Origin of the sequence: Streptomyces sp. NBC_01591 (assembly GCF_035918155.1) — a bacterium.
GTDB lineage: Bacteria > Actinomycetota > Actinomycetes > Streptomycetales > Streptomycetaceae > Streptomyces.
Genome location: NZ_CP109327.1, coordinates 7,775,511 through 7,796,534, shown reverse-complemented (window position 1 = coordinate 7,796,534; position 21,024 = coordinate 7,775,511). Strand labels below are relative to the sequence as shown.

The following is a 21,024-nucleotide window of genomic DNA, read 5'->3' as shown; positions in this document are numbered from 1 at the left end:
GAGGAGCAGCACCACCATGTCCGTCGCACCGCATCTGCAACTGCCGCCGCCCGACCGGCTCCTGTCCTCACGAACCGGCTGGACCCGGGCCCACTGGGAGGCGACCGCCGACCGGATGCTGGATGCGCTGGTGCCGTACGCGACCCCCGGCTTCGCCCAGTACCGGCTGCCCGGCCGCGGCAGCTGGTCGGGGGTCGTCTCGGACGGTCTCGAAGGGTTCGCCCGGTCGTTCCTGCTCGCCGCCTGCCGGATCGCGGGCGCGGGCGGGGCGGTCGACCCCGCGCTGATCGAACGGTACGCGGCGGGGCTGGCCGCGGGCACGGACCCCGGCAGCAGGGAGGCGTGGCCGAAGCTGACGGACTGTTCGCAGCAGATGGTGGAGGCGGCGTCGGTCGCGGTGGCGCTGCACGAGACCCGGCCGTGGATCTGGGACCGGCTGGACGCCCGGGTGCAGGAACGGGTCGTCGACTGGTTCTCCGGATTCGTCGGCGGGCGGACCTGGGACAACAACTGGCGGCTCTTCCAGGTGGTGTCCGAGCAGTTCCTCGCCTCGGTCGGCGCGCCGTACAGCCGCTCGGACATCGAGTCGAACCTGGACCGGATCGAGGACTGGTACGTCGGTGACGGCTGGTACACCGATGGGGACGGCCGGAACTTCGACTACTACATCGGCTGGGCGATGCACCTGTACCCGCTGCTGTGGTCACGGATCGCGGGCGCCGACGACGGCGGCCGGACCGAGGTCTACCGGCAGCGGCTAAGCCGGTTCCTGGAGGACTATCCGCACTTCTTCGGCTCGGACGGCGCGCCGGTCCACCAGGGCCGTTCGCTGACGTACCGGTTCGCCGCCCTGGCGCCGGTGTGGATGGGAGCGCTGGCCGACTGCACCCCGCTGGCGCCGGGGCTCACCCGCCGGCTCGCCTCGGGCACGATGCGGCACTTCGCGGAGCGCGGTGTGCCGGACGAGCGGGGGCTGCTGACGCTCGGCTGGTACGACACGTTCCTGCCGAGCACCCAGCCGTACTCCGGTCCCGCCTCGCCGTACTGGGCGAGCAAGGGCTTCCTCGGGCTGCTGCTGCCGGCCGACCATGCCGTGTGGACGGCGCGCGAACTCCCGCTGCCCGTCGAGGAGTCCGACCGGTACACCGCGCTGCCGGCCCCCGGCTGGCTGCTGCACGGTACCCGCGACGACGGCATCGTCCGGCTGATCAACCACGGCAGCGACCACAATCCGCCGTTCGACGAGACGGCCGACCCGTCCGAAGGCACCGAGGATCCGCACTACGGTCGGTTCGCCTACTCGACGGCGACGGCGCCCGAGGCCGCCCCGCACGCCGTGGCACGCTCCATCGACGGTCATCTGGCACTGGTGGCACCCGACGGCACCCCGTCGCTGCGCCGCCGGATCCATCCGCTGCGCTGCGAGGACCGCGTCGCGGCCTCCTGGTACGCGGCGCGGCTGCCCGGTGACGATCATCCGTACCGGATCGAGACGACGAGTGTGCTGCACGGCCCGTGGGAGATCCGGGTGCACCGGGTCGAGGCGCCCGAAGGCGCGGTGGTGCGGGAGGGCGGTCATGCGGTCGCCCATGCGGAGAGCCCGTTTGCCCTGTCGGGTCCCGACTGGGCACTGGCCCGCACGGCCGACGGTCTGAGCAGCGCCCTGATCGCGCTGCACGGCTGGGACGGCGGGACCGAAGGGGCCGCTGTGGCGCGTGATGTCCAGTCCAACGCGTACGGGCCGCATTCGGCGATTCCGTATCTTCGCAGCGGGCCGCACCCGGGCGGGCGGAGCATCCATGTCTCGCTGGTCGCCCTCTCGCGGGACGCCGTGCATCCGGAGGCGCTGCGCGATGCGGTGCGGGTGCGTGCGGGTGCGGACTCGGTGGTGCTGACCTTCCTGGACGGTAGGACGGTCGAGATCTGATCGCGGTCGCGGGCGAGGGCACCTGCCTGGCGGCCGGGCAGCCGATCAGATTCCGATGCTGTTCCCCTCCCGCTGATCGATGTGCCCAACGAGCTCCCGTGCCAGGGACTTGATCGTGTCGAGCCCCGCTCTGCCCCACGGGCGGGGCACGGTGTCGACCGCGCAGACGGCGCCCAGGGCGATGCCCGTGCGGTCGATGAGGGGTGCGCCCAGATAGGAACGGATGCCTATTTCGTCGACCACCGGATTCCCCGCGAACCTGGGGTAGTCGCAGACGTCCTCCAGGACGAGCGCCTTGCGCCGGACGACGACATGCGGGCAGTAGCCTCGGTCGAGCGCCACGTACCGGCCGCTGCGACTGCTGCCCGCGGCCGTGGCGCCCAGGTCGGAGCCCTTGTGCGTGCCGGCCGGGGTGTGCAGTCCGGCGAAGAACTGCCGGTTGCCGTCGATGAAGTTGACCATCGAGAAGGGCACCTCGGTCACCTCGGCCACCCGGTCGGCGAAGGCGTCGAAGTTGTCGAACGACGCGTCGGCGCGTTCCCCGAGCCCAAGCGTCCTCAGCCGTTGGGTGCGGACGAGGGCATCGCGGTCGACGGGCGTGAGCAGCATGCGGCCGGTGGTGTTTCGGGTCACGGGTGGGCTCCGAAGCCGGTCAACGGGGCCGGGGCCGGGGCCGAGGTGGCGTTGATCAGGTGCTGGACCAGTGTGACCAGGGCCCCGGTGCCCGAGCTGGCGATCCGGGCGTCGCAGAGCACCACCGGTACGTCCGGGCCCAGGTCGAGTGCGGCCCGGATCTCTTCGGCTGCGTAGCGGTAGGCACCGTCGAACTCGTTCACCGCGACGATGAATCCGATGCCGCGCCGCTCGAAGAAGTCGACGGCGGCGAAGCACTCGGCAAGCCTGCGGGTGTCCGCGATCACGACCGCTCCCAGCGCTCCCTGGGAGAGTTCGTCCCACATGAACCAGAAGCGTTCCTGGCCCGGGGTTCCGAACAGGTAGAGCACGTGTTGCTCGTCGAGGGTGATGCGGCCGAAGTCCATCGCCACGGTGGTGGCGGTCTTGGACTCGATGCCGTCGAGGCTGTCGGTCGCTGCGCTGACCTGGGTCAGCAGCTCTTCCGTGGACAGCGGTGCGATTTCGCTGACCGCGCCGACGAACGTCGTCTTGCCGACGCCGAACCCGCCTGCCACCAGCACCTTGAGCGCGACGGGAAAACCTTCGGAGCCGGTGGGGCCTGCGGGGCCGCCGACTCCGGAGGCATCGTGGATGCCGCCTTGATCGCCGTAGCCCGACTCGGCTTCATAGCCCGGCCCGGCTTCATATTCATAGCGCGGCCCGGCTTCGTGACTGGGAACATCCCCGTAGCCCTGCGTGCCACCGTAGTTCTGCGCGTCTCCGTAGCTGCTCTGCCCTTCCCCGTGGTTCCCCGGGTGTCCGCAGCTCTCCAGGCTCCCGTAGCCCTCGGACCGGCCATGGATTCCATGGAATCCGTGACTTCCGAAGCCTTCGGAGCTTGCGTTGTTCTCGTACGCGGCTGAGCTGCCGAAGCCGTCAGAGCTGTCGTCGTAAGCCATCGAGCACTGCCTCCAGCAGAGATCGGTCGGTGGGCATGTCGTGGAAGGCGGGCGGGTGCGCGGTCACTGCCCCGCAGTCGACCAGGTCGGAGACGAGCACCTTGGTGACGACCGCGGGCAACCGCAGGTGGGCGGCGATCTCGGCCACCGATGTGGGGCCGCCGCACAGTCCCAGCGCAACGGAGTGCTCGGGGCCGAGATGCATCTGTGGCTCGGTCCCCGTGGCCATGATCAGGGAGAGCAGATCGAGCACGGCCGTAGGACGGGTACGACCGTTGCTCACGGTGTACGGGCGGATGAGCCGGCCGGCCGCGTCGTCGAGCAGCGGCCCGTCCTGCGGGACCGACACCCTCACAGCCCCGTGGCGCCCGGTGTCCCGGCCGCTTGTCTCACAGGTGTCATCAGATAGGGCCGGACGCTCTTGACCAGCATGGTCATCTCGTAACCGAGCACCGCCGCGTCCGCCTCGCGTCCGGCGAGGACGGCGAGGCAGGTGCCGGACCCGGCGGTGGAGACGAACAGCAGGGTCGAGTCGAGCTCGACCACCACCTGCCGTACCTCGCCGCTGTCGCCGAAGCGCGCGCCCGCGCTGCGACCGAGCGAGTACAGGCCCGCGGCCAGCGCCGCCATGTGGTCGGCGCTGTCGGCGTCCATGCCATGAAGGGATTTCACCAGCCCGTCGGCGGAGAGGAGAACCGCGCTGCGTGTGTACGGGACACGCTGGACCAGTCCGCTCAGCAGCCAGTCGAGGTCCGAGACCTGACCGGACGGCATATCGGTCGCCATGGTGCATCTACTCCTTGGAGGTGTTCGTTTCGAGGGGGTCGTTGGCCAGGGCCGCGTCCGGATCCGGGGCCGGGCCCGAGGGGTACGGTGCGACGGTCGCGGTGAGTCCGCGTACCGGCAGCGGTTCGAGCGGGGCCCGGGGCTGCCAGGCCTGCGGGTCCGCTGCCGCTTCGAGCCCCGTGTCCGGCTCCGAATCCGGGGCGGTGTCGGCCTCGGATTCGCTGCGGGCCTCGGCGAGTTCGATGCCTCGCCGGAAGGCCGCCACGAGCCCCGGATCGTGCAGGACCTGCTCGCCCTCGGTACGCGGGGCCGGCGCCTCCCTGAGCTGCGGGACCAGGTGCTCCTGGTTGGCGCGCCGGGGCAGTTGGGGGCGGCCCATGGTGCCACGCACGACTCCGGGCTCGGCGTCGAGAGCGTCGAGGGCGTCGTCCGTGGGCCGGCTTCCGGGGACGTCCTCGGCTGCGGTGGGACGGTCGAGGCGCTCGGCACGCAGCGGGAGCGGTGGGGCCTCGCCCTGGCCCTGTGCCTGCTGGGGCGGTTGATGCAGGCGCAGCGGTTGGCTGGGGACGTACGGCTGACGGCCGGTGCTCGGCTGCGAACCCGGTGCGGTGCTCGGGCCTGGGTTCAGGATCGGGTTCGGGTTCGGGTTCGGGTTCGGGTTGTGGTGGCTGCCCCTTCCCTCCTGTGCCGGTGGACGGTGCACGGGACCCGGGGGCGGGACCGGGGCTGCGCCGCCCTCGGCCGGAGCGGCCCCGTCCACGCCCAGCAGGGACTGCGGGAGGACGAGTACGGCCTGCGTGCCTCCGTAGATGTTGCTCTGCAGCCGGACCGCGATGCCGTGCCGGCGGGCCAGTGACGCGACGACGAACAGTCCGATCCGGCCGTCCTGCAGCAGATGGGCCACGTTGACCTGGTCGGGGTCGGCGAGCAGGGCGTTCATCCGCTTCTGCTCGTTGCCCGGCATGCCGAGTCCCCGGTCCTCCACCTCGAGGGCCAGTCCTGCGGTGACCTGCTGGGCGCGCAGCAGCACTTGGGTGTGCGGGGCGGAGAACACGGTCGCGTTCTCCACCAGTTCGGCCAGCAGATGGATCACGTCCGCCACGGCGTGGCCGCGCAGCGTGCCGTCGATCGGCGGCACGAGCTTGACCCGTGGATACTGCTCGACCTCGGCGATCGCCGAGCGCAGGACCTCGGTCATGGTGACCGGGTTGCTCCACTGCCGCCGGGAGACGGCGCCACCGAGGACGGCGAGGTTCTCGGCGTACCTGCGGATGCGGGTGGCGAGATGGTCGACGTGGAAGAGGCCCTTGAGCAGATCGGGGTCCTCGACCTCGTGCTCCAGCTCGTCGAGCAGCTGGATCTCGCGGTGCACGAGTGATTGCAGCCGACGGGCGAGATTGACGAAGACCTCGACCTTCTGGTCCTCGCCGGAATGGTCGGAGAGCCGGGACGCCTGGACGACCGCGGCCACGGCGACCTCCTGCTGGCGGCCGAGTTCCTGGGCGAGCAGCTCGAAGGCATCACTGCCCGGAGCGGCGGGCTGTGCGGGCCTGCGTGCGGGGACCGGTTCGCCGTTGCGGAGTTGTTCCAGCACCCGCTGCAGTTCGGCCTGGCCCTGGGCGCTGGCGCGACGGAGCGCCAGACAGCGGCCGAAGACGGTGGTGGCGACGCGGTTGGCGGCGAGGTACGCGGCCAGCACCGCGGCGAGCGCCAGGGCTCCGGCCGCGCCCAGCGCGATCCAGAGTTCGGTGGAGGGCCGGGCTCCGGTGGAGCGGGCGGTGAAAATGACCGCTGCGGCTCCGCTCAGTACCGCCACGACGGTCGGCAGCACCGCGGTGCGCAGGAGTTGGGGGCGTATACGCGCCTCGGGGGACGGCTGGGCGGCGCGCGGCCTGCCCGTGGCCGAGTGGGAACGGGCACCCGGTCGGCCGTGCCGTCCGCCCTCTCGGCGTTCCGGTCGCCCTTCGGGTGCGCGAAGTTGAGACATCAGTGTCCTCGGTACGTGGGGCACCAGGAATCGGCGTTCCTGCGGTGGCACCTACGGTGGTCGGTCAGGCTCGGATCATCGGTCGGGCAGGCTCGAAAGTTATGAGCCCACCGTTGATCACCGGCAACACACGGTAGTCGTCAATCACGCGGGTGCGGCGGGCAGTTGTCGAACTTGCCCGCCATCCGTCCCGCTCTGGTATGACCGCCCGCACAAGAGACCGATTACTCCGCATTGACACCTGGTCGGCCGACACCCGAATGGCCGATCGGAGTGAACCCATGAGCACACGAAACGGCGCGGCCCGTCCGGTCGTTCCGGACGGGCCTATGAACTCCTGACGAAATGATCTTCAAGGTGGTTGAATCACTCCGCAACTGACGATCCGGGAGGTATGGGGCGGCTCGGCCGAAGCCGTGGGCGGTGATCGAGCGGCTGCCGCCGAAGGTGGAGCGCCGGCCCCGCCATCCCGGGCGCAAGCGGCACCCGGACAGGTCCTTTGCAATCACCGCACTCGCCTCATCCAGGGCGAACCGATCCGCAGCCTGGAGCCGTAACCCCTCGCGGAACTCCTGCCGTTCGGCGGTCAACCCGCCCCCTTGTGGATACCTCATGCCCCGGTGATACCCCAGCAGGTGACCAGCCGTCAGCTTCTACGACCACCACGAGTCCAACCTCGTTAATTGTTGGAATAGGACAATCTCTCGCTTTCGAATCGGTCGACTCCTACCCTGACTTCCCTTCTGAGCGCTGGCATGATCTCCATGAAGGCAAGTCAGGCACTATGTAGCATCTACACAATTCAAGGAGGCTCGTGTGACCCGTAACGGTCGTGTGCTGGTGACGGGCGTCGGTGCGATGACGCCGCTGGGAGCCGATGCGCCGTCGTCGTGGTCGGGGCTGCTGGACGGTAAGTCGGGGGTGCGTTTCCTGGAGGAGGAGTGGGCCGCGGACCTGCCCGTGCACGTTGCGGCCGGGCTCACGGTGGACCCTGCCGCCCTGCTTCCGAGGGCCGAGGCCAGGAAGCTGGACCGCGGTGAGCAGGTCGCCATCCTCAGTGCGCGCGAAGCTTGGCAGGACGCCGGTGCTCCGCAGGTCGAGCCGGAAAGATTCGCCGTCGTCATTGGTACTGGGACCGGTGGTGTCCTCACCACGCTGGGGCAGGACGACGTCTTCGAACGCGCCGGGATTCGCCGGCTGTCGCCGTTCACGGTCCCCATGCTGATGCCCAACGGGCCGGCTGCTTGGGTGAGCATGGACCTGGGCGCGAAGGGAGGCGCCAGGACTCTGGTGAGTGCCTGTGCGTCCGGGGCAGAGGCCCTCGCCCTGGGGCAGGATCTGATCCGCAGCGGGCGGGCGGACGCGGTCGTCGCAGGTGGGGTGGAGGCATGCCTGCACCCCTTCACCATCGCGGCATTCGCCCAGATGAAGGCCCTCTCGACGCAGTCCGTGGACCCAGAGACCGTGTCCCGCCCGTTCGACGTCAAGCGGTCCGGGTTCGTTATGGGCGAGGGCGCGGGGATGATGGTGCTCGAACGCGCCGAGTTCGCCCGGGCCCGTGGAGCACGCGCCTACGGCACGCTGGCCGGCAGTGCCGTGAGTTCGAGCGCGAACCACATCACGGCCTCCGACGCGGAAGGCCAGGCCTTCGCCATGGAACTGGCGCTGCGCGACGCCGGCCTGGCCCCGGCGGACATTGGGGTCGTGCACGCCCACGCCACCTCGACGGAGTCCGGTGACCTGGCGGAGGCCGAGGCGATCGGCCGAGTGATCGGCAGCCACGCTGCGGTGACGGCGACAAAGTCGATGACAGGTCACATGATGGGCGCGTCCGGAACGATTGGCGCCATGGCCGCTCTGTTCGCGCTCAAGAACGGCACCGTGCCGGCCACGCGCAACCTCGACGAACTCGACCCGCGCGTGGAACTGGACGTGGTGCGCGGTGAGCGGCGCACCGGTCAGTGGTCTGCCGCGCTGGCCAACTCGTTCGGGTTCGGCGGACACAACGTCAGTCTCGTCTTCACCAAGTGACGACGAGACCACGAGTTCAACCTCAGTAGGTCACTGATCGATACATTGAACGCGTCGGCCGATTGGATGGACAGACGCAGCTTCTGCAACAGGTCTGCACCTGACTCGGCCGCCCACACATCGAAGTGATACCTCGCGAGCTCCTTGGCGATGGCAGCAGCTGCGCGTGAGTCGGAATTCCGGCAACTAATGAAAACGCTGGGTGATACATGGTTACCATCTGTCACGCGCGCCTCTGGAGCTGACGTCAGGGCGACCTATACGACCCCGCCGTTGCCAGCGCCCAGCAAGCCCCGTCGTCCAGAAGCAGAGCCGGATCGTGCAGCCGATCCCTCAGGCTCAGCCCCTTGCGGTAGGCATAGCTCCACGGCAGGAGTGCGGCGTCGACGCGTTCGTCGACAGCATCGAGCGACGGCTGCACTGCCCAAGGCTCGCAGCACACGCTCGCGCCCTTCGGGCGGGAGAAGCTCCCAGCATCCGCACGACCTCGGCAAGGTCGCCCCCGATCGACGTCACCGCCCGCCCGCGAGGTCGAGATCGCCGCTGCTCGTCTCGGCCACAGCGTCGGCACGACGGGGGCGACGCCACGGGTGCGCGATCGGATGCGACACAGTCCGCCACCACGGCTCCGCAGGCAGCTTCCCCGCAGGCTCGAACGGCTCGCCGGGACGGGGGAACGCCACCGCCTGGCCGGCCTCCTCGGCAGCGTCCTTCGTCCACTCCCCCGGCTCCGCCCACGGGTGCGGAGCCAGGTTGAAGGTGCCCCAGTGGATCGGCAGCATCACCCCGAGCGGCTCGCCGCCCTGGAGATCCAGATGGGCCCGCATGCCCTCGGCCGGTGTCATGTGGATGTCGGGCCAGTACTCGGAATAGGCGCCGATCTGGATCATCGTCGCGTCGAACGGGCCGTGTTCGGCGCCGATGTCCTTGAAGCCGGAGAAATAGCCGGTGTCTCCGCTGTGGTAGATCCGGTGCTCGGGCCCGGCGACAGCCCAGGAGGCCCAGAGCGTGTGCTGCTGATTGCGCAGGCCGCGGCCGCAGAAGTGCCGCGCCGGGGTGGCGGTGAGACTGATCCCGGCGATCTTCGTGGTCTCGTTCCAGTCCAGCTCGCGCAGCCGGTCGGCGGACACGCCCCACCGCTCCAGATGCGCGCCGACACCCAGCGGGACGGCGAACACCGTGTCCGTACCGGCGAGGGCCCGGATCGTCGGCAGATCGAGGTGGTCGTAGTGGTCGTGGGAGATCACCACCGCGTCCACGGGCCCGAGCGCGGCCAGCGGCAGCGGCACGGGGTGCAGCCGCTTGGGCCCGGCGAAGACGAAGGGTGAACAGCGCTCGCCCCACACCGGGTCGAAGAGCACCCGTCGGCCGTCGATCTCGGCGAGCACACTGGAATGGCCCATCCAGGTGAGCCGCAGCCCCGTGGCGGGCGTCTCGGCAAGATCGGCGTAGGTCGTGGCGTGGACGGGCAGGATGCCGGTCGGCGCCCTGCGCGCCCGCTCTTCCTTGCGGAAGTAGACCTTCGCGAACTCCAGGGTGGATCCGGACGGCCTGGTCCGCGCCCCCACCGGGTTCTGGAAGACGCCGTCGGCGAAGTTGGGCGAGCGGCGGATGCGCTCCATGCGGGCACCGCCCGGGTCCGCGCCGAATGCTGCGGGGCGCAGCGAACGCAGCCGGGTACGGAGCGGAGGCAAGGGGTCGGCGCCGGTCACAGCATCTCCTGGGGGAGTCGGTGTCGTCTCATTATGGGCGGGGGGTACGACAGTGCGAGAGCGGAAGGTCCCGGGGACCGACGGGCCGGACCGGGCCGCGTCAGCCACGCGGCTGCCCGTACACGTGCTCGATGCGCAGCCGTAGCACGATGCGCCGGTCCCGGACCATCGCACTGCGGTAGTCGTCCCAATCGGGGTGTTCGCCCTGGACGTCGCGGTAGAGCGTGATGAGCTCCTCCACCGTCGCGTCGTGCGTGTCGGCGGCGACCGGGGACAGCTCCGCGGTGGCGTCCACGACCGTCCACGCCCAGCGGTCCGCGCTGGTGACGTGGTAGCTCGCCCGGGGGTCGCGCCGGAGGTTCTTCGTCTTCGCCCGGTCGTCGGTGATCGAGACGCGGACGATGCGCTCCTTGGGGTAGTAGAAGTGATTGACATTGGACAGCTGGGGCCTGCCGTCCCGCCTGAGTGTCACGAGCACGCCGCCGTTCTCCTCGGCGAGCAGCCCGAGCAGCGCTTCCTGCCGTGCGTCGAATCCCGTCATGCCGGATCCAACGTCCGTACCCGCCGCAGGATTCCGCATCCGGCCGCACCGTCATGTCACATCCGCGGCCCCCTCGTCCGTCGCATCGGTGGAAACAGCCCGCCGCCGGCGTCCCTCGACGCCGCCGGACGGCACCCGAGCCGTACCGAAGGAGACCGGCCATGGCCGCCCGAATCCCGCTCGACCCGCCCCGCACCCTCCTCTTCCGCGCCATGTCGTGGTACTCGAACCGTACGTACGGCAAGGTCGTCGATCCCGTACGGGCCCACGCCCACCACACCGGGGTGCTGTGGTCCCTGGCCCGTCTCGAATTGGCGGTGGGCCGCTGGAAGAAGCTGGACCCGCAGCTCAAGGCGCTGGCCGTGATGACGTCCGCGGCCACCGTCGGCTGCAGCTGGTGCATGGACTTCGGCTACTTGGAGAACCACCGGCACGGCATGGACCCGCGCAAGCTGCGCGATGTGCCGTTGTGGCGGGAGAGCGGGGTGTACACCCCGCTGGAGCGTGACGTCATGGAGTACTCGGAGGCGATGAGCCTCACCCCGCCGGAGGTCGGCGACGAGCCGGCGGAACGGCTGCGGACCGCGCTCGGCGAGGCGGCGTTCGTCGAGCTGACGACGATGGTCGCGGTGGAGAACATGCGCTCCCGGACGAATTCCGCCCTCGCCCTGACCAGTCAGGGCTTCAAGGACCGGTGCGAGGTGGACCGCCCCGCGAACCGCTGACCCGGGCACCCGGCCTTCGCGTCGCCCGGTCTCTCCGCCGTGTTTCCCGCGGCCGGTGCGGCGGTTAGCTGCCATGGCAGCTACCCGCCAGTCCGTACAACTCCGGCTGCGCCGACATCTGGTGCTGACTGTGCGGGCCGGCGCCGCGGGCGCCGGTTGAACAGGGGGCGGGACCGTGGACGGCCCCGCCCCCGGTCTTCCCGCGCGTGGCATATTCGTTAGGGTGACGCCGTGGCAAGAGTGCGGTTGAGCGTGGCGGAACGACGTGAAGAGCTTCTGCGCGCTGCCGTCGAACAGATCGAGGTGCGGGGCGTCGCGGCGGTCCGGATCGCCGATGTCGCGGCCGTGCTCGGGGTGAGCAACGCGCTCGTGCTCTACCACTTCTCGACCAAGGAGAAGCTGGTCGCGGCAGCTTTCGCCCATGCCGCCGAGGCCGACCTCGCCCAGCTGCGCAAGGTGCTGGGCCGCCGCACCAGCGCGGTACGGCGGCTGCGCGCCGCTGTCCGCTGGTACGCGCCGACGGGGCAGGCCAAGGGGTGGCGGCTGTGGATCGAGGCCTGGGCCGCCTCGCTGCGCGATCCGGCGCTGCGCAACGTGGCCGGCGATCTCGACCAGCAGTGGAAGGCGGAGCTGGCCGAGGTCATCGAAGAGGGCGCCGCCGCCGGTGAGTTCCACTGCGACGACCCGATGTCCGCGGCCTGGCGGCTGACCGCCCTGCTGGACGGTCTGGCCGTGCAGACGACGTCGTACGCGGGTCCGCTCTCCCGGGCCACGATGCTGGCCTGGACCGACGAGGCGCTCGCCCGCGAGCTCGGCATCGACCACGAGGCACTGACGGCCTGACCCCACCCGCACCGGCCGGAGGTCCGGCCGGGCGGTCCGGGCCGGTGCTTCCGGTCGGCCGACGACGGTCAGGTCTGGCGTACGGGTGCGTACGCGTCGGCGTCGAGTCCGAAGGTCCACGCCACACCGCCCTTCGCGGTCCTGGTGCTGGGCGGCACCCGCAGCCAGTAGACACGGTGCGTGCCGTCCGGCTCGGGGGTGGAGTTGACCACCTCGACCATCGCCACGTCCTCGTCGCCGTCCAGCGCGATCCGCCACAGGACGCCCGTCTCGTCGCGGTGGACCGGCTCCGCGCCGGATTCGGTGAGGTATCGGTCGTAACCGTAGAACTCCAGCATCACGCGGCGCAGTTCCGCGTTCTCCTCCTCGCGTATCCGCTTCGGGGTCAGGGAGTTCAGCTCCGCCAGGAACTCGGCGGGCACCGGCATGCCGCGCCATGCGTGGAGGGCGAAGCCGTCGCGGTAGGCGAGCGCGGGGCCGTCCCCGCGGTCGAGCCGTCCCGCCTCGTCCCGGTGCAGCGCCTCCGGCCGCTCGCTGATCACCACGGCGCGCTCGTAGGGCCACCACCAGCCCGCGTTCCTGGCCACCTCCGCCAGACCGTCGAGCCGGTCGCCCCGGCCGTCGAAAGCGGCGAGCCAGGCCGCGTCGTGCTGGCCCAGGACCGCGTCGAGCAGCACCAGCCGGACGTCGGACTCGTCCTCGGGGCGCTCCGAGAGGTCCGCGACGACACCGGCCCTGATCCGCTCGGCGAGCGCCGCGGTGGTCTCCCAGAGCTGTGCGCCTGTGGCGGACCACAGTGCGGACCAGCCCGCGGGGCCCAGCTCGTCGTACATCCGGCGCCGCTCCTGCGCCCAGGGCCGGGTCCGTACCTCGTCGCGCACCGAGCGTCCGGCGTCGACGAGCTTCTCGACGGCCTCCACCGCGGCCCTGGGCGAGTCGACCCAGACGATCCGCTCCGGCTCGGCGAGTCCTGCGCTGCGGTAGGCGAGCCGCAGCCCGTCCTCGGCCGCGGACCGGTCGGCCGCACCGGTCGCCGCTGCCACGGCCCGCCATGAGTCCACGTACTGCATCGGTCTTCCCCGTCCCCTGTGCTCTGTCTTCTGTGTGCTGTGCTGTCCGCGGCGCGCTGTGCGCCGTGCTGCTTCGTGCTTCGTGCTTCGTGCTTCGTGCTTCGTGCTTCGTGCTTCGTGCTTCGTGCTTCGTGCTTCGTGCTTCGTGCTGTGGTGATTCAGTGGGCCGGTTCCCTTCCCCGGGCCGCCGTCAGTCCGCGACGATGCGGATCGCCCCCGGTGTGTACTCCCGCTGGCGCACCACGCGGTACCAGCCCTTCGACAGCGGTATCACCGCGTGCTCCTCGTGCACCACCCGCCCGCCCTCGGGAAGGTGGAGCAGCATCGGCCCGAACACCCCCGCCTCGCGCATCAGCCGGCCCGGCCCCTGAACCGCGTGGGCATGGCCGGTGACCTCGCCCAGCGCGAGGACCATGCGGCCCCGGCCGTCCCTCGGCTCACCCGGCGCGTCCACGAGATGCGCGGGCACCGCCGACTCCTCCAACGACACGATCAGTACATCGCCCTGCCGGTACACAGACGTCTCCCCTCGATGGCCGCACCCGCTGTGCCGGCCACGGAGAAAACGCTACGGGGAGGGTCTGACAATCGACCGGCGGCCGACCGGACCCGGCGGCCCGTCGCGGCGGTCCCGGTCGCGCCGTTGTCAGTGCGGCTTGATAAACCTTGTGGACATCAGCCGTCCCCCAGTACCAGGAGCTCAGGGTCATGTCCGGTGTGGACTATCTGCAGGAGTTGCTCGGCCTTCCCGCTGTCGACTTCCAGCACGCGACGGGTGAGGCGCCCGTGCAGGCCGCCGATGCGGCAGCCTGGCGCATCTCGGTCGATCCGTACGACGACGATTCCGAGATGACCTGGGAGGACGCCTTCCAGGCATTTCTCAAGGCGGTCGACCCGGCCGGCGTGCGGGCACTGATCATCGGTCAGTGGGGCGAGTCGTACGAGGAGAAATCGTCCTACCCGATCGATCTCATCATCGCCGCCGCCGACCGGCTGACCTCGCTGGAGGCCGTCTTCGTCGGCGACATGACGGCGGAGGACAACGAGATCTCCTGGATCGAGCAGTCGGATGTCACGGCGCTGCTGAACGCCTTCCCCGCTCTGCTCGAACTGGGTGTGCGCGGCGGCACGGACCTCGTCTTCTCCCCCTCGAAGCACGAGCGGCTGCGTTCGCTGACCATCGAGACGGGCGGTCTGCCCGTCGGTGTGATCCGCGGCATTCTGGACAGCGAGCTGCCCGCGCTGGAGCGGCTCGACCTCTGGCTCGGTGTCTCCGCCTACGGGGGCGACGCGGATGTGGCCGACCTGGCCCCGCTGCTCTCCGGCACCCGCTTCCCCCGGCTCACTCATCTCGGTCTGCGCAACAGCGAGGTGCAGAACGAGATCGCGACGGCCGTCGCGGGTGCCCCGGTCGTCGCGCAGCTGCGCGTCCTCGACCTGTCGAACGGCACCATGGGCGACGAGGGCGCGGCGGCACTGCTGGACGGCCAGCCGCTCACCCATCTCGAACAGCTCGATCTGCACCACCACTTCATGACGGAGCCGATGGAGCGCCGGATCAAGGAGGCGCTGGAACCGCACGGCGTGCGGGTCGATGTGTCGGAGCGCGAGAAGCCCTGGGGCGACCGCGGCGTCGAGGGCCGCTACACCTCGGTATCGGAGTGAGGCGCGATGACTGACATCGAACACCCCGAGACGTTTCACGGCCTGCCCGTCCACACCCTTCCCGGACCCGATCAGGCCCCCGGCACCCCGCTCCCGGACGCCGGATCGGTCGCCTGGCGGCTGGAGAGCGCCTGGCAGGACGATCTGACGTTCGGCCCGCTGTGGCAGCACTTCCTCGACACGGTCGACACGACGCGGGTAAAGGCCCTGCTGATCGGCGCCTGGTGGCAGCAGGAGTACGAGTCCTTCGCCCCGGTCGTCGATCTGCTGGTCGGTCACGCCGACCGTTTCCCGGCCCTGCGGGCGCTCTTCCTCGCCGATGTCGTCAGCGAGGAGTGCGAAGTGTCGTGGCTGGAGATGTGCGACATAACCCCGGTGGTCGAAGCCTTCGGAGAGCTGGAGGAGTTGACGGTACGCGGCTGCGGCGAGCAGGTCACCGACGGGCCGTCGCTCGGTCTGCGGCCGGTGCGCCACAAGTCGCTCAAGTCGCTGCGGTTCGAGTCCGGCGGGCTCCCGTCCGACATCGTGCGGGCGATCGGCGCCTCCGAGCTGCCCGCGCTGGAACGGCTCGAACTCTGGCTCGGCGTCACCGAGTACGGCGGTGACACCACGGTCGAGGACCTCGCTCCGCTGCTCTCCGGTGCGACGTTCCCCGCCCTGCGCCATCTGGGGCTGCAGAACAGCGAGATCCAGGACGAGATCGCGGCCGCCGTGGCGTCCGCCCCGGTCGTCGCCCGGCTGGAGTCGCTGTCCCTCGCGATGGGAACCCTGGGCGATGAAGGCGCCGAAGCGCTGCTCGCGGGCCAGCCGCTCACCCACCTGACCTCGCTGGATCTGCACCATCACTACATGAGCGACTCGTTGGTGGACCGCCTGAGGAATCTGCTCGGTCCGGACCGGGTGAACGGCGAGATCGACGAAGTCGAGTACTGGGATCCGGAAGAGGACGACGACCGCTATGTCGCCGTCAGCGAGTAGTACGGCCGGCCCGGCGCCGCGCTTCGCCGTCGTGGGTGTGCCCGGCAACCGCCGGGTCACGCTCTTCCAGGACGCCGTGCGCGCCGCCGGGCTGCCGGCGGCGCGCGTCGTGCCCTGGCTGGACGTCCTGCGCGGCGGAGCCGCGTTCCTGCCCGGCGAGACCGTACGGATGGACTCCCCCGGTGAGGACGCCGAGGTGGAGCGGCTGCTCCGCACGGTCGGGGACCCGACCAGGGTCGAAGGGACCGCCCTCTGGTACGCCGGGTTCACCGCGGCCGTGCGGGCGGTGGCGCGGGCGGCGGCAGCCGCCGGTGCCGCGCTGCTCGACGATCCCGGTGATGTCGCGGTGCTGTTCGACAAGCGGCTCTGCCATGCCGTGCTGAACGGCGCCGGGGTGCCGGTCCCGGCGTCACCGACCTCGGGAGCCGCGGCGCCCGTGGTGCGGGACTGGGCGGACGTACGCGAGCGGATGGCGGACCGCGGCATGCCCAGGGTCTTCGTGAAGCTCGCGCACGGCTCGTCCGCCTCGGGGGTCCTGGCCGTGGAGACGGCCGGGCCCGGCCGGATCAGGGCCACGACCTCGGTGGAGCGCGATGCGTCCGGACGGCTCTTCAATTCCTTGCGGGTGCGCCGCGTCACGACGGAGCGGGAGATCGGGGCGATCGTCGACGCACTCGCACCGGACGGGCTGCACATCGAGCGCTGGCTGCCCAAGGCCACCCAGCACGGCCGGGCGACGGATCTGCGGGTCGTGGTGGTGGCGGGCCGGGCCACCCATGCCGTCGTGCGCACCAGCCACTCCCCCATGACCAACCTTCACCTCGGTGGCGAGCGTGGAGATCTCGACGCCGTCCGCGCGGCCGTCGAGGCGGCGGGCGGCAGCTGGGGCGAGGCCCTGGCCGTGTGCGAACGGGCCGCGGCGTGCTTCCCGGACACTCTGTGTGTGGGCGTCGATCTGCTGCCCTCGACCGGCTGGCGGCGCTTCGCCGTCGGCGAGGTCAACGCCTTCGGCGATCTCCTGCCGCGGCTGACCGGCCTTCCGGGCAGCGGCGCCGAGGGCCTGGACACCTATGCGGCGCAGGTCGCCGCCGTAATGAACAGAGCAAGGAACCACCGTGCAACCGCCACTGCCTGACACCGCGCGTACCCCCGAGGACGCCCGGAACCCGGACATGAGCCAGATCGTGGGCAGCCACGATCTGCTGCTCGTCACCCTCGACACGCTGCGGTACGACGTGGCGGTGGAGCTCGCCGCCGCGGGACGCATTCCGCATCTGGCGCGCCATCTGCCGGGCGGTGTCTGGGAGAAGCGGCACGCGCCGGGAAGCTTCACCTACGCCTCCCACCAGGCGATCTTCGCGGGATTCCTGCCCACTCCGGCGGGCCCGGGGCCGCACCCCCGGCTGTTCGCGGCGCGTTTCGCGGGCAGTGAGTCCACCGCCTCGGGCACCTTTGTCTTCGACACGCCGGATCTGCTCTCCGGCCTCGCCGGCGTGGGCTACCACACGGTGTGCATCGGCGGTGTCGGCTTCTTCAACAAGCAGGCGCCGCTCGGTTCCGTGCTGCCCGGCATGTTCCAGGAGAGCCACTGGGAGCCGGAGTTCGGCGTGGCGTCGCCCACTTCCTTCGAGGCACAGGTGGCCCGTGCCGAGCAGGCCGTCGCCGGGCTCCCCGAGGAGCAGCGGCTGTTCCTCTTCGTCAATGTGTCCGCCCTGCACCAGCCCAACTGGTTCCACCGGCCGGGAGCCACTCGCGAGGCGGGCGACTCCCGCGCCACCCATGCCGCGGCCCTGGAGTACGTCGACGCCCATATCGGCAGGCTCTTCGCCGCCGCGAGCAGCCGCCGTCGCTGTTTCGCCATCGTCTGCTCGGACCACGGCACGGCGTACGGGGACGACGGCTACACCGGTCACCGGCTCGGTCACGAGTCCGTCTGGACCGTTCCGTACGCGCACTTCTTCCTGGAACCGGGGGCCATCGCACCATGAGCACCACGACCGTCGCGCCGGCCGCCCGGCCGTACCAGAGCTATGTCTACGCCTACCCGCACAAGACCGCCTACCGGCCGCTCGCCGACCGGCCGGGGCTGCGCGAGTTGTGGGCGGCCGAGCGCAAGGACGCGCTCTCGCTCTACCTCCACATACCGTTCTGCGAGGTCCGCTGCGGCTTCTGCAATCTGTTCACCCGGATCGGCGCTCCCGACGAGCTGACGACCCGGTACCTCGACGCGCTGGACCGGCAGGCCACCGCGGTCCGTGACGCGCTGGGCGACGACGGGCCGGTGCGTTTCGCCGCGGCCGCGTTCGGCGGGGGTACGCCCACGTTCCTGACCGCGGCGGAGCTGGAGCGGCTCTGCGACATCGCGGAGAAGCGGATGGGCGCCGATCTGCGGTCCGTTCCGCTCTCGGTCGAGACGTCGCCGTCGACCGCGACGGCCGACCGGCTGGCCGTCCTCGCCGACCGCGGTACGACCAGGATCAGCATCGGGGTGCAGAGCTTCGTCGAAGCGGAGGCGCGGGCCGCTGTGCGCCCGCAGCGGCGTGCCGATGTGGAGGCGGCGCTGGACCGGATACGCGATGCCCGTATCCCGGTCCTCAACATCGACCTGATCTACGGCATCGACGGGCAGACCGAGGACAGCTGGCGCACCTCGCTGGACACGGCGCTCGACTGGCGGCCGGAGGAGCTGTATCTCTACCCGTTGTACGTGCGCCCGCTGACCGGTCTGGGACGGCTCGACGCGGACGGCGGGGTGTCGGCGGACGCGGCCTGGGACGAACAGCGGCTGCGGCTGTACCGCGCGGGCCGGGATCATCTCCTGGCCCATGGCTACGAGCAGGTTTCGATGCGGATGTTCCGCCGCGCCGACGCCCCGCGGACGGACGGCCCCGACGACTACGCCTGCCAGACCGACGGCATGATCGGCCTGGGGTGCGGCGCCCGCTCGTACACCTCGGAGCTGCACTACTCCTTCGACTACGCGGTGGAGATGCGGGAGGTGCGGGCGATCATCGACGGCTACGCGGCCACCGAGGACTTCTCGCGTGCGGAGGTCGGACGGTACGTCGACGGCGACGAGGCACGCCGGCGCCACCTCCTGCAGTCGGTCCTCCAGGCCGATGGGCTGCCACTGGCCGACTACCGGGAGCGGTTCGGCACCTCGCCGGCCGACGACTTCCCCCTTGAGCTGGCCCGGTTCGAGGCGCGCGGCTGGCTCGACGCGTCGGCCGGGGCGTCCGGACTGCTGCGGCTCTCCCCCGAGGGCCTGGCCCACTCCGACGCGCTGGGTCCGGAACTCTTCTCCTCCGACGTGCGCGCCGCGATGGCCGCGTACGAACTGAAGTGAGTGCGCCCATGGACCTGACGATCCTCTACCGCGGCCCGCTCTCGTCGTGCGACTACGACTGTCCGTACTGCCCGTTCGCCAAGCGGCGCGACAGCCGGGAGCAGCTGCGTGCCGACCGGGCCGCGCTGGAGCGGTTCACGGCGTGGGCCGCGGCGCAGACCGGTGACCGGATCTCGGTGCTGTTCACGCCGTGGGGCGAGGGCCTGGTCCGCTCCTGGTACCGCCGTGCGCTGGTCGAGCTGGCACAGCTGCCGCACATCCGCCGGGTCGCGATCCAGACCAACATCAGCAGCCGCACGGGGTGGCTGGCCGAGGCCGGTGCGGGCCGCGAGAAGATCGCGCTGTGGTGCACCTACCACCCGGGGCAGACGCCGTACGAGCGGTTCCTCACCAAGTGCCGGGAGCTGACCGCGCTCGGCATCCGGCACAGTGTCGGTGTCGTCGGGCTCGACGACCATCTCGACGAGGCGCGGCGGCTGCGCGCCGCGCTGCCGGACGAGGTCTATCTCTGGGTGAACGCGGCGGAGGGCCACACCTATACGGACGAGGAGGCGGACCGCTGGACGGCCATCGACCCGCTCTTCCCGTACAGCCGGCATCCGCACCGGTCGGCCGGGCTGCCCTGCAGGACCGGTGAGTCGGTCATCTCGGTGGACGGTGACGGCACCGTGCGGCGCTGCCATTTCGTACCGGCGGAGCTCGGCAATCTCTACGACGGGAGCTACCGGCGGTCTCTCGGTCCGCGCGCCTGTCCGCTGGCGGTCTGCGACTGCCACATCGGTTATGTGCACCTGGAGACGCTGCCGCTGTACGACGTCTTCGCGGGTGGTGTGCTGGAGCGGATACCGGCCGCCCCGCTGTCGTCGCTCGCCGGACCGGCCTGAGGTTCAGGCCGGTCCGGCGAGCGACGGCACCACGGCGCGGACGCCCGTCCGGAGCGGCAGGAGGTCCGGTGCTAGAGCGGCAGGAGATCCGGCCGCTTGGCTTCGACGTGGTCGCCCGAGGACTCGCCGCGCAGCCGTCGGCCGATCCACGGCACCAGGTACTCGCGCGCCCAGTGGATGTCGTCGCGCCGCACTTCGAGGGTGCCGCGCTGTGCCTGCGGGGGCCATTCCTGGTCGGGGTCGGCCGGCACGTCGATGCCGAGTACCTGTGCGGCGCGCAGCGCGACCCTGGTGTGTCCCTCGGGCGACAGGTGGAGCCGGTCGTCGTCCCAGGCGCGCCTGTCCTGGACGGACCGCAGCGACCACAGGTCCAGGACCGGGCAGTCGTAGCGGTCGGCGATGGCCCTCACATGGGCGGTGTAGGTGGCGATCTTGCCGCGCAGATGGCGCAGCACGGGAATGCCACGGGTGTCGAAGCCGGTGGTGACCATGACCGTGCCGACCGCTTGGGTCAGTTCGGCAACGGCGCGCTCGAAGCGCTCGGCCACGTCGTCGGGGTCGGTGCCCGGCCGGATGATGTCGTTGCCGCCCGCACAGAAGCTCACCAGGTCGGGTGCGAGCTCCTTGGCGCGCGGCACCTGCTCCTCGACGATCTGGTCGAGGAGGCGTCCGCGTACGGCGAGATTGGCGTACCTGAAATTCCCGTGCACGGAACCTTCGGTCTCCGTCGCCGCATCGGGGTCCGGGAGCTGGTCCGCGAGAAGTACCGCGAAACGGTCCGCCCAGCCGACGAAGGTCCCGTCCGGGCCGGGGTCGCCGACTCCCTCGGTGAAACTGTCGCCAATCGCCGCGTACGACCCGATGACGCCCTGTCGGTTGTTGACGCCACGTTGATTTTTTCTCGAATCGTCTGCCACAAACGCTTATCCTGCACCGCCGAATGTGACCTACGCGA

21 protein-coding genes and 1 pseudogene are annotated in these 21,024 nt (G+C 70.7%); 10 read left to right on the top strand and 12 right to left on the bottom strand.

Annotated elements, in window-relative coordinates; translation table 11 throughout:
• Positions 1–16: 16 nt before the first annotated feature.
• Positions 17–1,927 (top strand): DUF2264 domain-containing protein, encoded by a 1,911-nt coding sequence (locus tag OG978_RS36100; protein ID WP_326769259.1) that lies wholly within the window; start codon positions 17–19, stop codon positions 1,925–1,927.
• Positions 1,928–1,972: 45 nt separating this feature from the next.
• Here the strand turns inward: OG978_RS36100 and OG978_RS36095 are convergent, their stop codons facing one another.
• The 6 genes and pseudogenes from OG978_RS36095 to OG978_RS48430 form a co-directional block, all read right to left on the bottom strand.
• The gene (locus OG978_RS36095) at positions 1,973–2,560 is read right to left on the bottom strand and encodes a GAF domain-containing protein (protein ID WP_326769258.1); all 588 of its coding nucleotides are present in this window, start codon (positions 2,558–2,560) and stop codon (positions 1,973–1,975) included.
• Positions 2,557–3,195, bottom strand: a complete 639-nt coding sequence (locus tag OG978_RS36090; RefSeq protein ID WP_326770264.1) for a GTP-binding protein — start codon at positions 3,193–3,195, stop codon at positions 2,557–2,559. The genes OG978_RS36095 and OG978_RS36090 overlap by 4 nt, the downstream gene beginning before the upstream one ends.
• 283 nt (positions 3,196–3,478) lie before the next feature.
• Positions 3,479–3,850, bottom strand: a complete 372-nt coding sequence (locus OG978_RS36085) for a DUF742 domain-containing protein (protein ID WP_326769257.1) — start codon at positions 3,848–3,850, stop codon at positions 3,479–3,481.
• A 2-nt stretch (positions 3,851–3,852) separates the two neighbouring features.
• Complete coding sequence (locus OG978_RS36080; RefSeq protein ID WP_072488891.1) at positions 3,853–4,287, bottom strand: roadblock/LC7 domain-containing protein; 435 nt, start codon at positions 4,285–4,287, stop codon at positions 3,853–3,855.
• A 7-nt stretch (positions 4,288–4,294) separates the two neighbouring features.
• Positions 4,295–6,274, bottom strand: coding sequence for a sensor histidine kinase (locus OG978_RS36075; protein WP_326769256.1), 1,980 nt, complete (start codon positions 6,272–6,274; stop codon positions 4,295–4,297).
• Positions 6,275–6,735: 461 nt separating this feature from the next.
• A pseudogene (locus OG978_RS48430) lies at positions 6,736–6,888 on the bottom strand (IS630 family transposase); the annotation flags it as partial.
• Between the two features lie 202 nt (positions 6,889–7,090).
• Between OG978_RS48430 and OG978_RS36070 the strand changes: the two are divergent.
• The gene (locus OG978_RS36070) at positions 7,091–8,305 is read left to right on the top strand and encodes a beta-ketoacyl-[acyl-carrier-protein] synthase family protein (RefSeq protein WP_326769255.1); all 1,215 of its coding nucleotides are present in this window, start codon (positions 7,091–7,093) and stop codon (positions 8,303–8,305) included.
• On the opposite strand, the gene OG978_RS48425 is transcribed toward OG978_RS36070, so the two are convergent.
• The 3 genes from OG978_RS48425 to OG978_RS36060 form a co-directional block, all read right to left on the bottom strand.
• Positions 8,233–8,532: a TIR domain-containing protein gene (locus tag OG978_RS48425; RefSeq protein ID WP_442817791.1), complete on the bottom strand. Its 300-nt coding sequence runs from the start codon at positions 8,530–8,532 to the stop codon at positions 8,233–8,235. The genes OG978_RS36070 and OG978_RS48425 overlap by 73 nt on opposite strands.
• A 285-nt stretch (positions 8,533–8,817) precedes the next feature.
• Positions 8,818–10,017, bottom strand: a complete 1,200-nt coding sequence (locus OG978_RS36065) for an MBL fold metallo-hydrolase (RefSeq protein WP_326769254.1) — start codon at positions 10,015–10,017, stop codon at positions 8,818–8,820.
• A 100-nt stretch (positions 10,018–10,117) separates the two neighbouring features.
• Positions 10,118–10,558 carry a PPOX class F420-dependent oxidoreductase gene (locus OG978_RS36060; RefSeq protein WP_326769253.1) on the bottom strand — a complete coding sequence of 147 codons (441 nt, stop codon included), beginning with the start codon at positions 10,556–10,558 and terminating at the stop codon, positions 10,118–10,120.
• Positions 10,559–10,719: 161 nt separating this feature from the next.
• Between OG978_RS36060 and OG978_RS36055 the strand changes: the two genes are divergently transcribed.
• Both OG978_RS36055 and OG978_RS36050 read left to right on the top strand, forming a co-directional pair.
• A complete protein-coding gene (locus OG978_RS36055) occupies positions 10,720–11,283 on the top strand; it encodes a carboxymuconolactone decarboxylase family protein (protein WP_326769252.1) in 564 nt (187 codons plus the stop codon).
• Between the two features lie 252 nt (positions 11,284–11,535).
• A complete protein-coding gene (locus OG978_RS36050) occupies positions 11,536–12,126 on the top strand; it encodes a TetR/AcrR family transcriptional regulator (protein WP_326769251.1) in 591 nt (196 codons plus the stop codon).
• Between the two features lie 68 nt (positions 12,127–12,194).
• Here the strand turns inward: OG978_RS36050 and OG978_RS36045 are convergent, their stop codons facing one another.
• Both OG978_RS36045 and OG978_RS36040 read right to left on the bottom strand, forming a co-directional pair.
• On the bottom strand, positions 12,195–13,196 hold the full coding sequence (locus OG978_RS36045) for a DUF6745 domain-containing protein (protein WP_326769250.1): 1,002 nt from the start codon (positions 13,194–13,196) through the stop codon (positions 12,195–12,197).
• Positions 13,197–13,386: 190 nt separating this feature from the next.
• On the bottom strand, positions 13,387–13,713 hold the full coding sequence (locus OG978_RS36040) for a hypothetical protein (protein ID WP_326769249.1): 327 nt from the start codon (positions 13,711–13,713) through the stop codon (positions 13,387–13,389).
• A 191-nt stretch (positions 13,714–13,904) separates the two neighbouring features.
• On the opposite strand from OG978_RS36040, the gene OG978_RS36035 reads away from it, so the two are divergent.
• Genes OG978_RS36035 through OG978_RS36010 form a run of 6 tightly spaced genes read left to right on the top strand, consistent with a single transcriptional unit; the run spans position 13,905 to position 20,069 of the window.
• The gene (locus tag OG978_RS36035; RefSeq protein ID WP_326769248.1) at positions 13,905–14,861 is read left to right on the top strand and encodes an STM4015 family protein; all 957 of its coding nucleotides are present in this window, start codon (positions 13,905–13,907) and stop codon (positions 14,859–14,861) included.
• A gap of 6 nt (positions 14,862–14,867) precedes the next feature.
• The gene (locus OG978_RS36030) at positions 14,868–15,839 is read left to right on the top strand and encodes an STM4015 family protein (protein ID WP_326769247.1); all 972 of its coding nucleotides are present in this window, start codon (positions 14,868–14,870) and stop codon (positions 15,837–15,839) included.
• Positions 15,820–16,974, top strand: coding sequence for an STM4014 family protein (locus OG978_RS36025; protein WP_326769246.1), 1,155 nt, complete (start codon positions 15,820–15,822; stop codon positions 16,972–16,974). The genes OG978_RS36030 and OG978_RS36025 overlap by 20 nt, the downstream gene beginning before the upstream one ends.
• 37 nt (positions 16,975–17,011) lie before the next feature.
• Entirely contained in the window at positions 17,012–17,827 is an 816-nt protein-coding gene (locus OG978_RS36020; protein WP_326770263.1) for an STM4013/SEN3800 family hydrolase, read from the top strand.
• Complete coding sequence (locus OG978_RS36015; protein ID WP_326769245.1) at positions 17,824–19,185, top strand: STM4012 family radical SAM protein; 1,362 nt, start codon at positions 17,824–17,826, stop codon at positions 19,183–19,185. Before OG978_RS36020 ends, OG978_RS36015 begins: the two co-directional genes overlap by 4 nt.
• An 8-nt stretch (positions 19,186–19,193) precedes the next feature.
• Positions 19,194–20,069 carry an STM4011 family radical SAM protein gene (locus tag OG978_RS36010; RefSeq protein WP_326769244.1) on the top strand — a complete coding sequence of 292 codons (876 nt, stop codon included), beginning with the start codon at positions 19,194–19,196 and terminating at the stop codon, positions 20,067–20,069.
• A 71-nt stretch (positions 20,070–20,140) separates the two neighbouring features.
• On the opposite strand, the gene OG978_RS36005 is transcribed toward OG978_RS36010, so the two are convergent.
• Positions 20,141–20,986: an SGNH/GDSL hydrolase family protein gene (locus OG978_RS36005; protein WP_326769243.1), complete on the bottom strand. Its 846-nt coding sequence runs from the start codon at positions 20,984–20,986 to the stop codon at positions 20,141–20,143.
• Positions 20,987–21,024 lie beyond the last annotated feature (38 nt).

What these genes read in the sequence shown, in the direction of transcription:
- OG978_RS36100 (WP_326769259.1), top strand. Translation starts at nt 17, where the DNA reads ATGTCCGTCGCACCGCATCTGCAACTGCCGCCGCCCGACCGGCTCCTG.
- OG978_RS36080 (WP_072488891.1), bottom strand. Translation starts at nt 4,287, where the DNA reads ATGGCGACCGATATGCCGTCCGGTCAGGTCTCGGACCTCGACTGGCTG.
- OG978_RS36075 (WP_326769256.1), bottom strand. Translation starts at nt 6,274, where the DNA reads ATGTCTCAACTTCGCGCACCCGAAGGGCGACCGGAACGCCGAGAGGGC.
- OG978_RS36060 (WP_326769253.1), bottom strand. Translation starts at nt 10,558, where the DNA reads ATGACGGGATTCGACGCACGGCAGGAAGCGCTGCTCGGGCTGCTCGCC.
- OG978_RS36055 (WP_326769252.1), top strand. Translation starts at nt 10,720, where the DNA reads ATGGCCGCCCGAATCCCGCTCGACCCGCCCCGCACCCTCCTCTTCCGC.
- OG978_RS36045 (WP_326769250.1), bottom strand. Translation starts at nt 13,196, where the DNA reads ATGCAGTACGTGGACTCATGGCGGGCCGTGGCAGCGGCGACCGGTGCG.
- OG978_RS36035 (WP_326769248.1), top strand. Translation starts at nt 13,905, where the DNA reads ATGTCCGGTGTGGACTATCTGCAGGAGTTGCTCGGCCTTCCCGCTGTC.
- OG978_RS36030 (WP_326769247.1), top strand. Translation starts at nt 14,868, where the DNA reads ATGACTGACATCGAACACCCCGAGACGTTTCACGGCCTGCCCGTCCAC.
- OG978_RS36025 (WP_326769246.1), top strand. Translation starts at nt 15,820, where the DNA reads ATGTCGCCGTCAGCGAGTAGTACGGCCGGCCCGGCGCCGCGCTTCGCC.
- OG978_RS36020 (WP_326770263.1), top strand. Translation starts at nt 17,012, where the DNA reads ATGAGCCAGATCGTGGGCAGCCACGATCTGCTGCTCGTCACCCTCGAC.
- OG978_RS36015 (WP_326769245.1), top strand. Translation starts at nt 17,824, where the DNA reads ATGAGCACCACGACCGTCGCGCCGGCCGCCCGGCCGTACCAGAGCTAT.
- OG978_RS36010 (WP_326769244.1), top strand. Translation starts at nt 19,194, where the DNA reads ATGGACCTGACGATCCTCTACCGCGGCCCGCTCTCGTCGTGCGACTAC.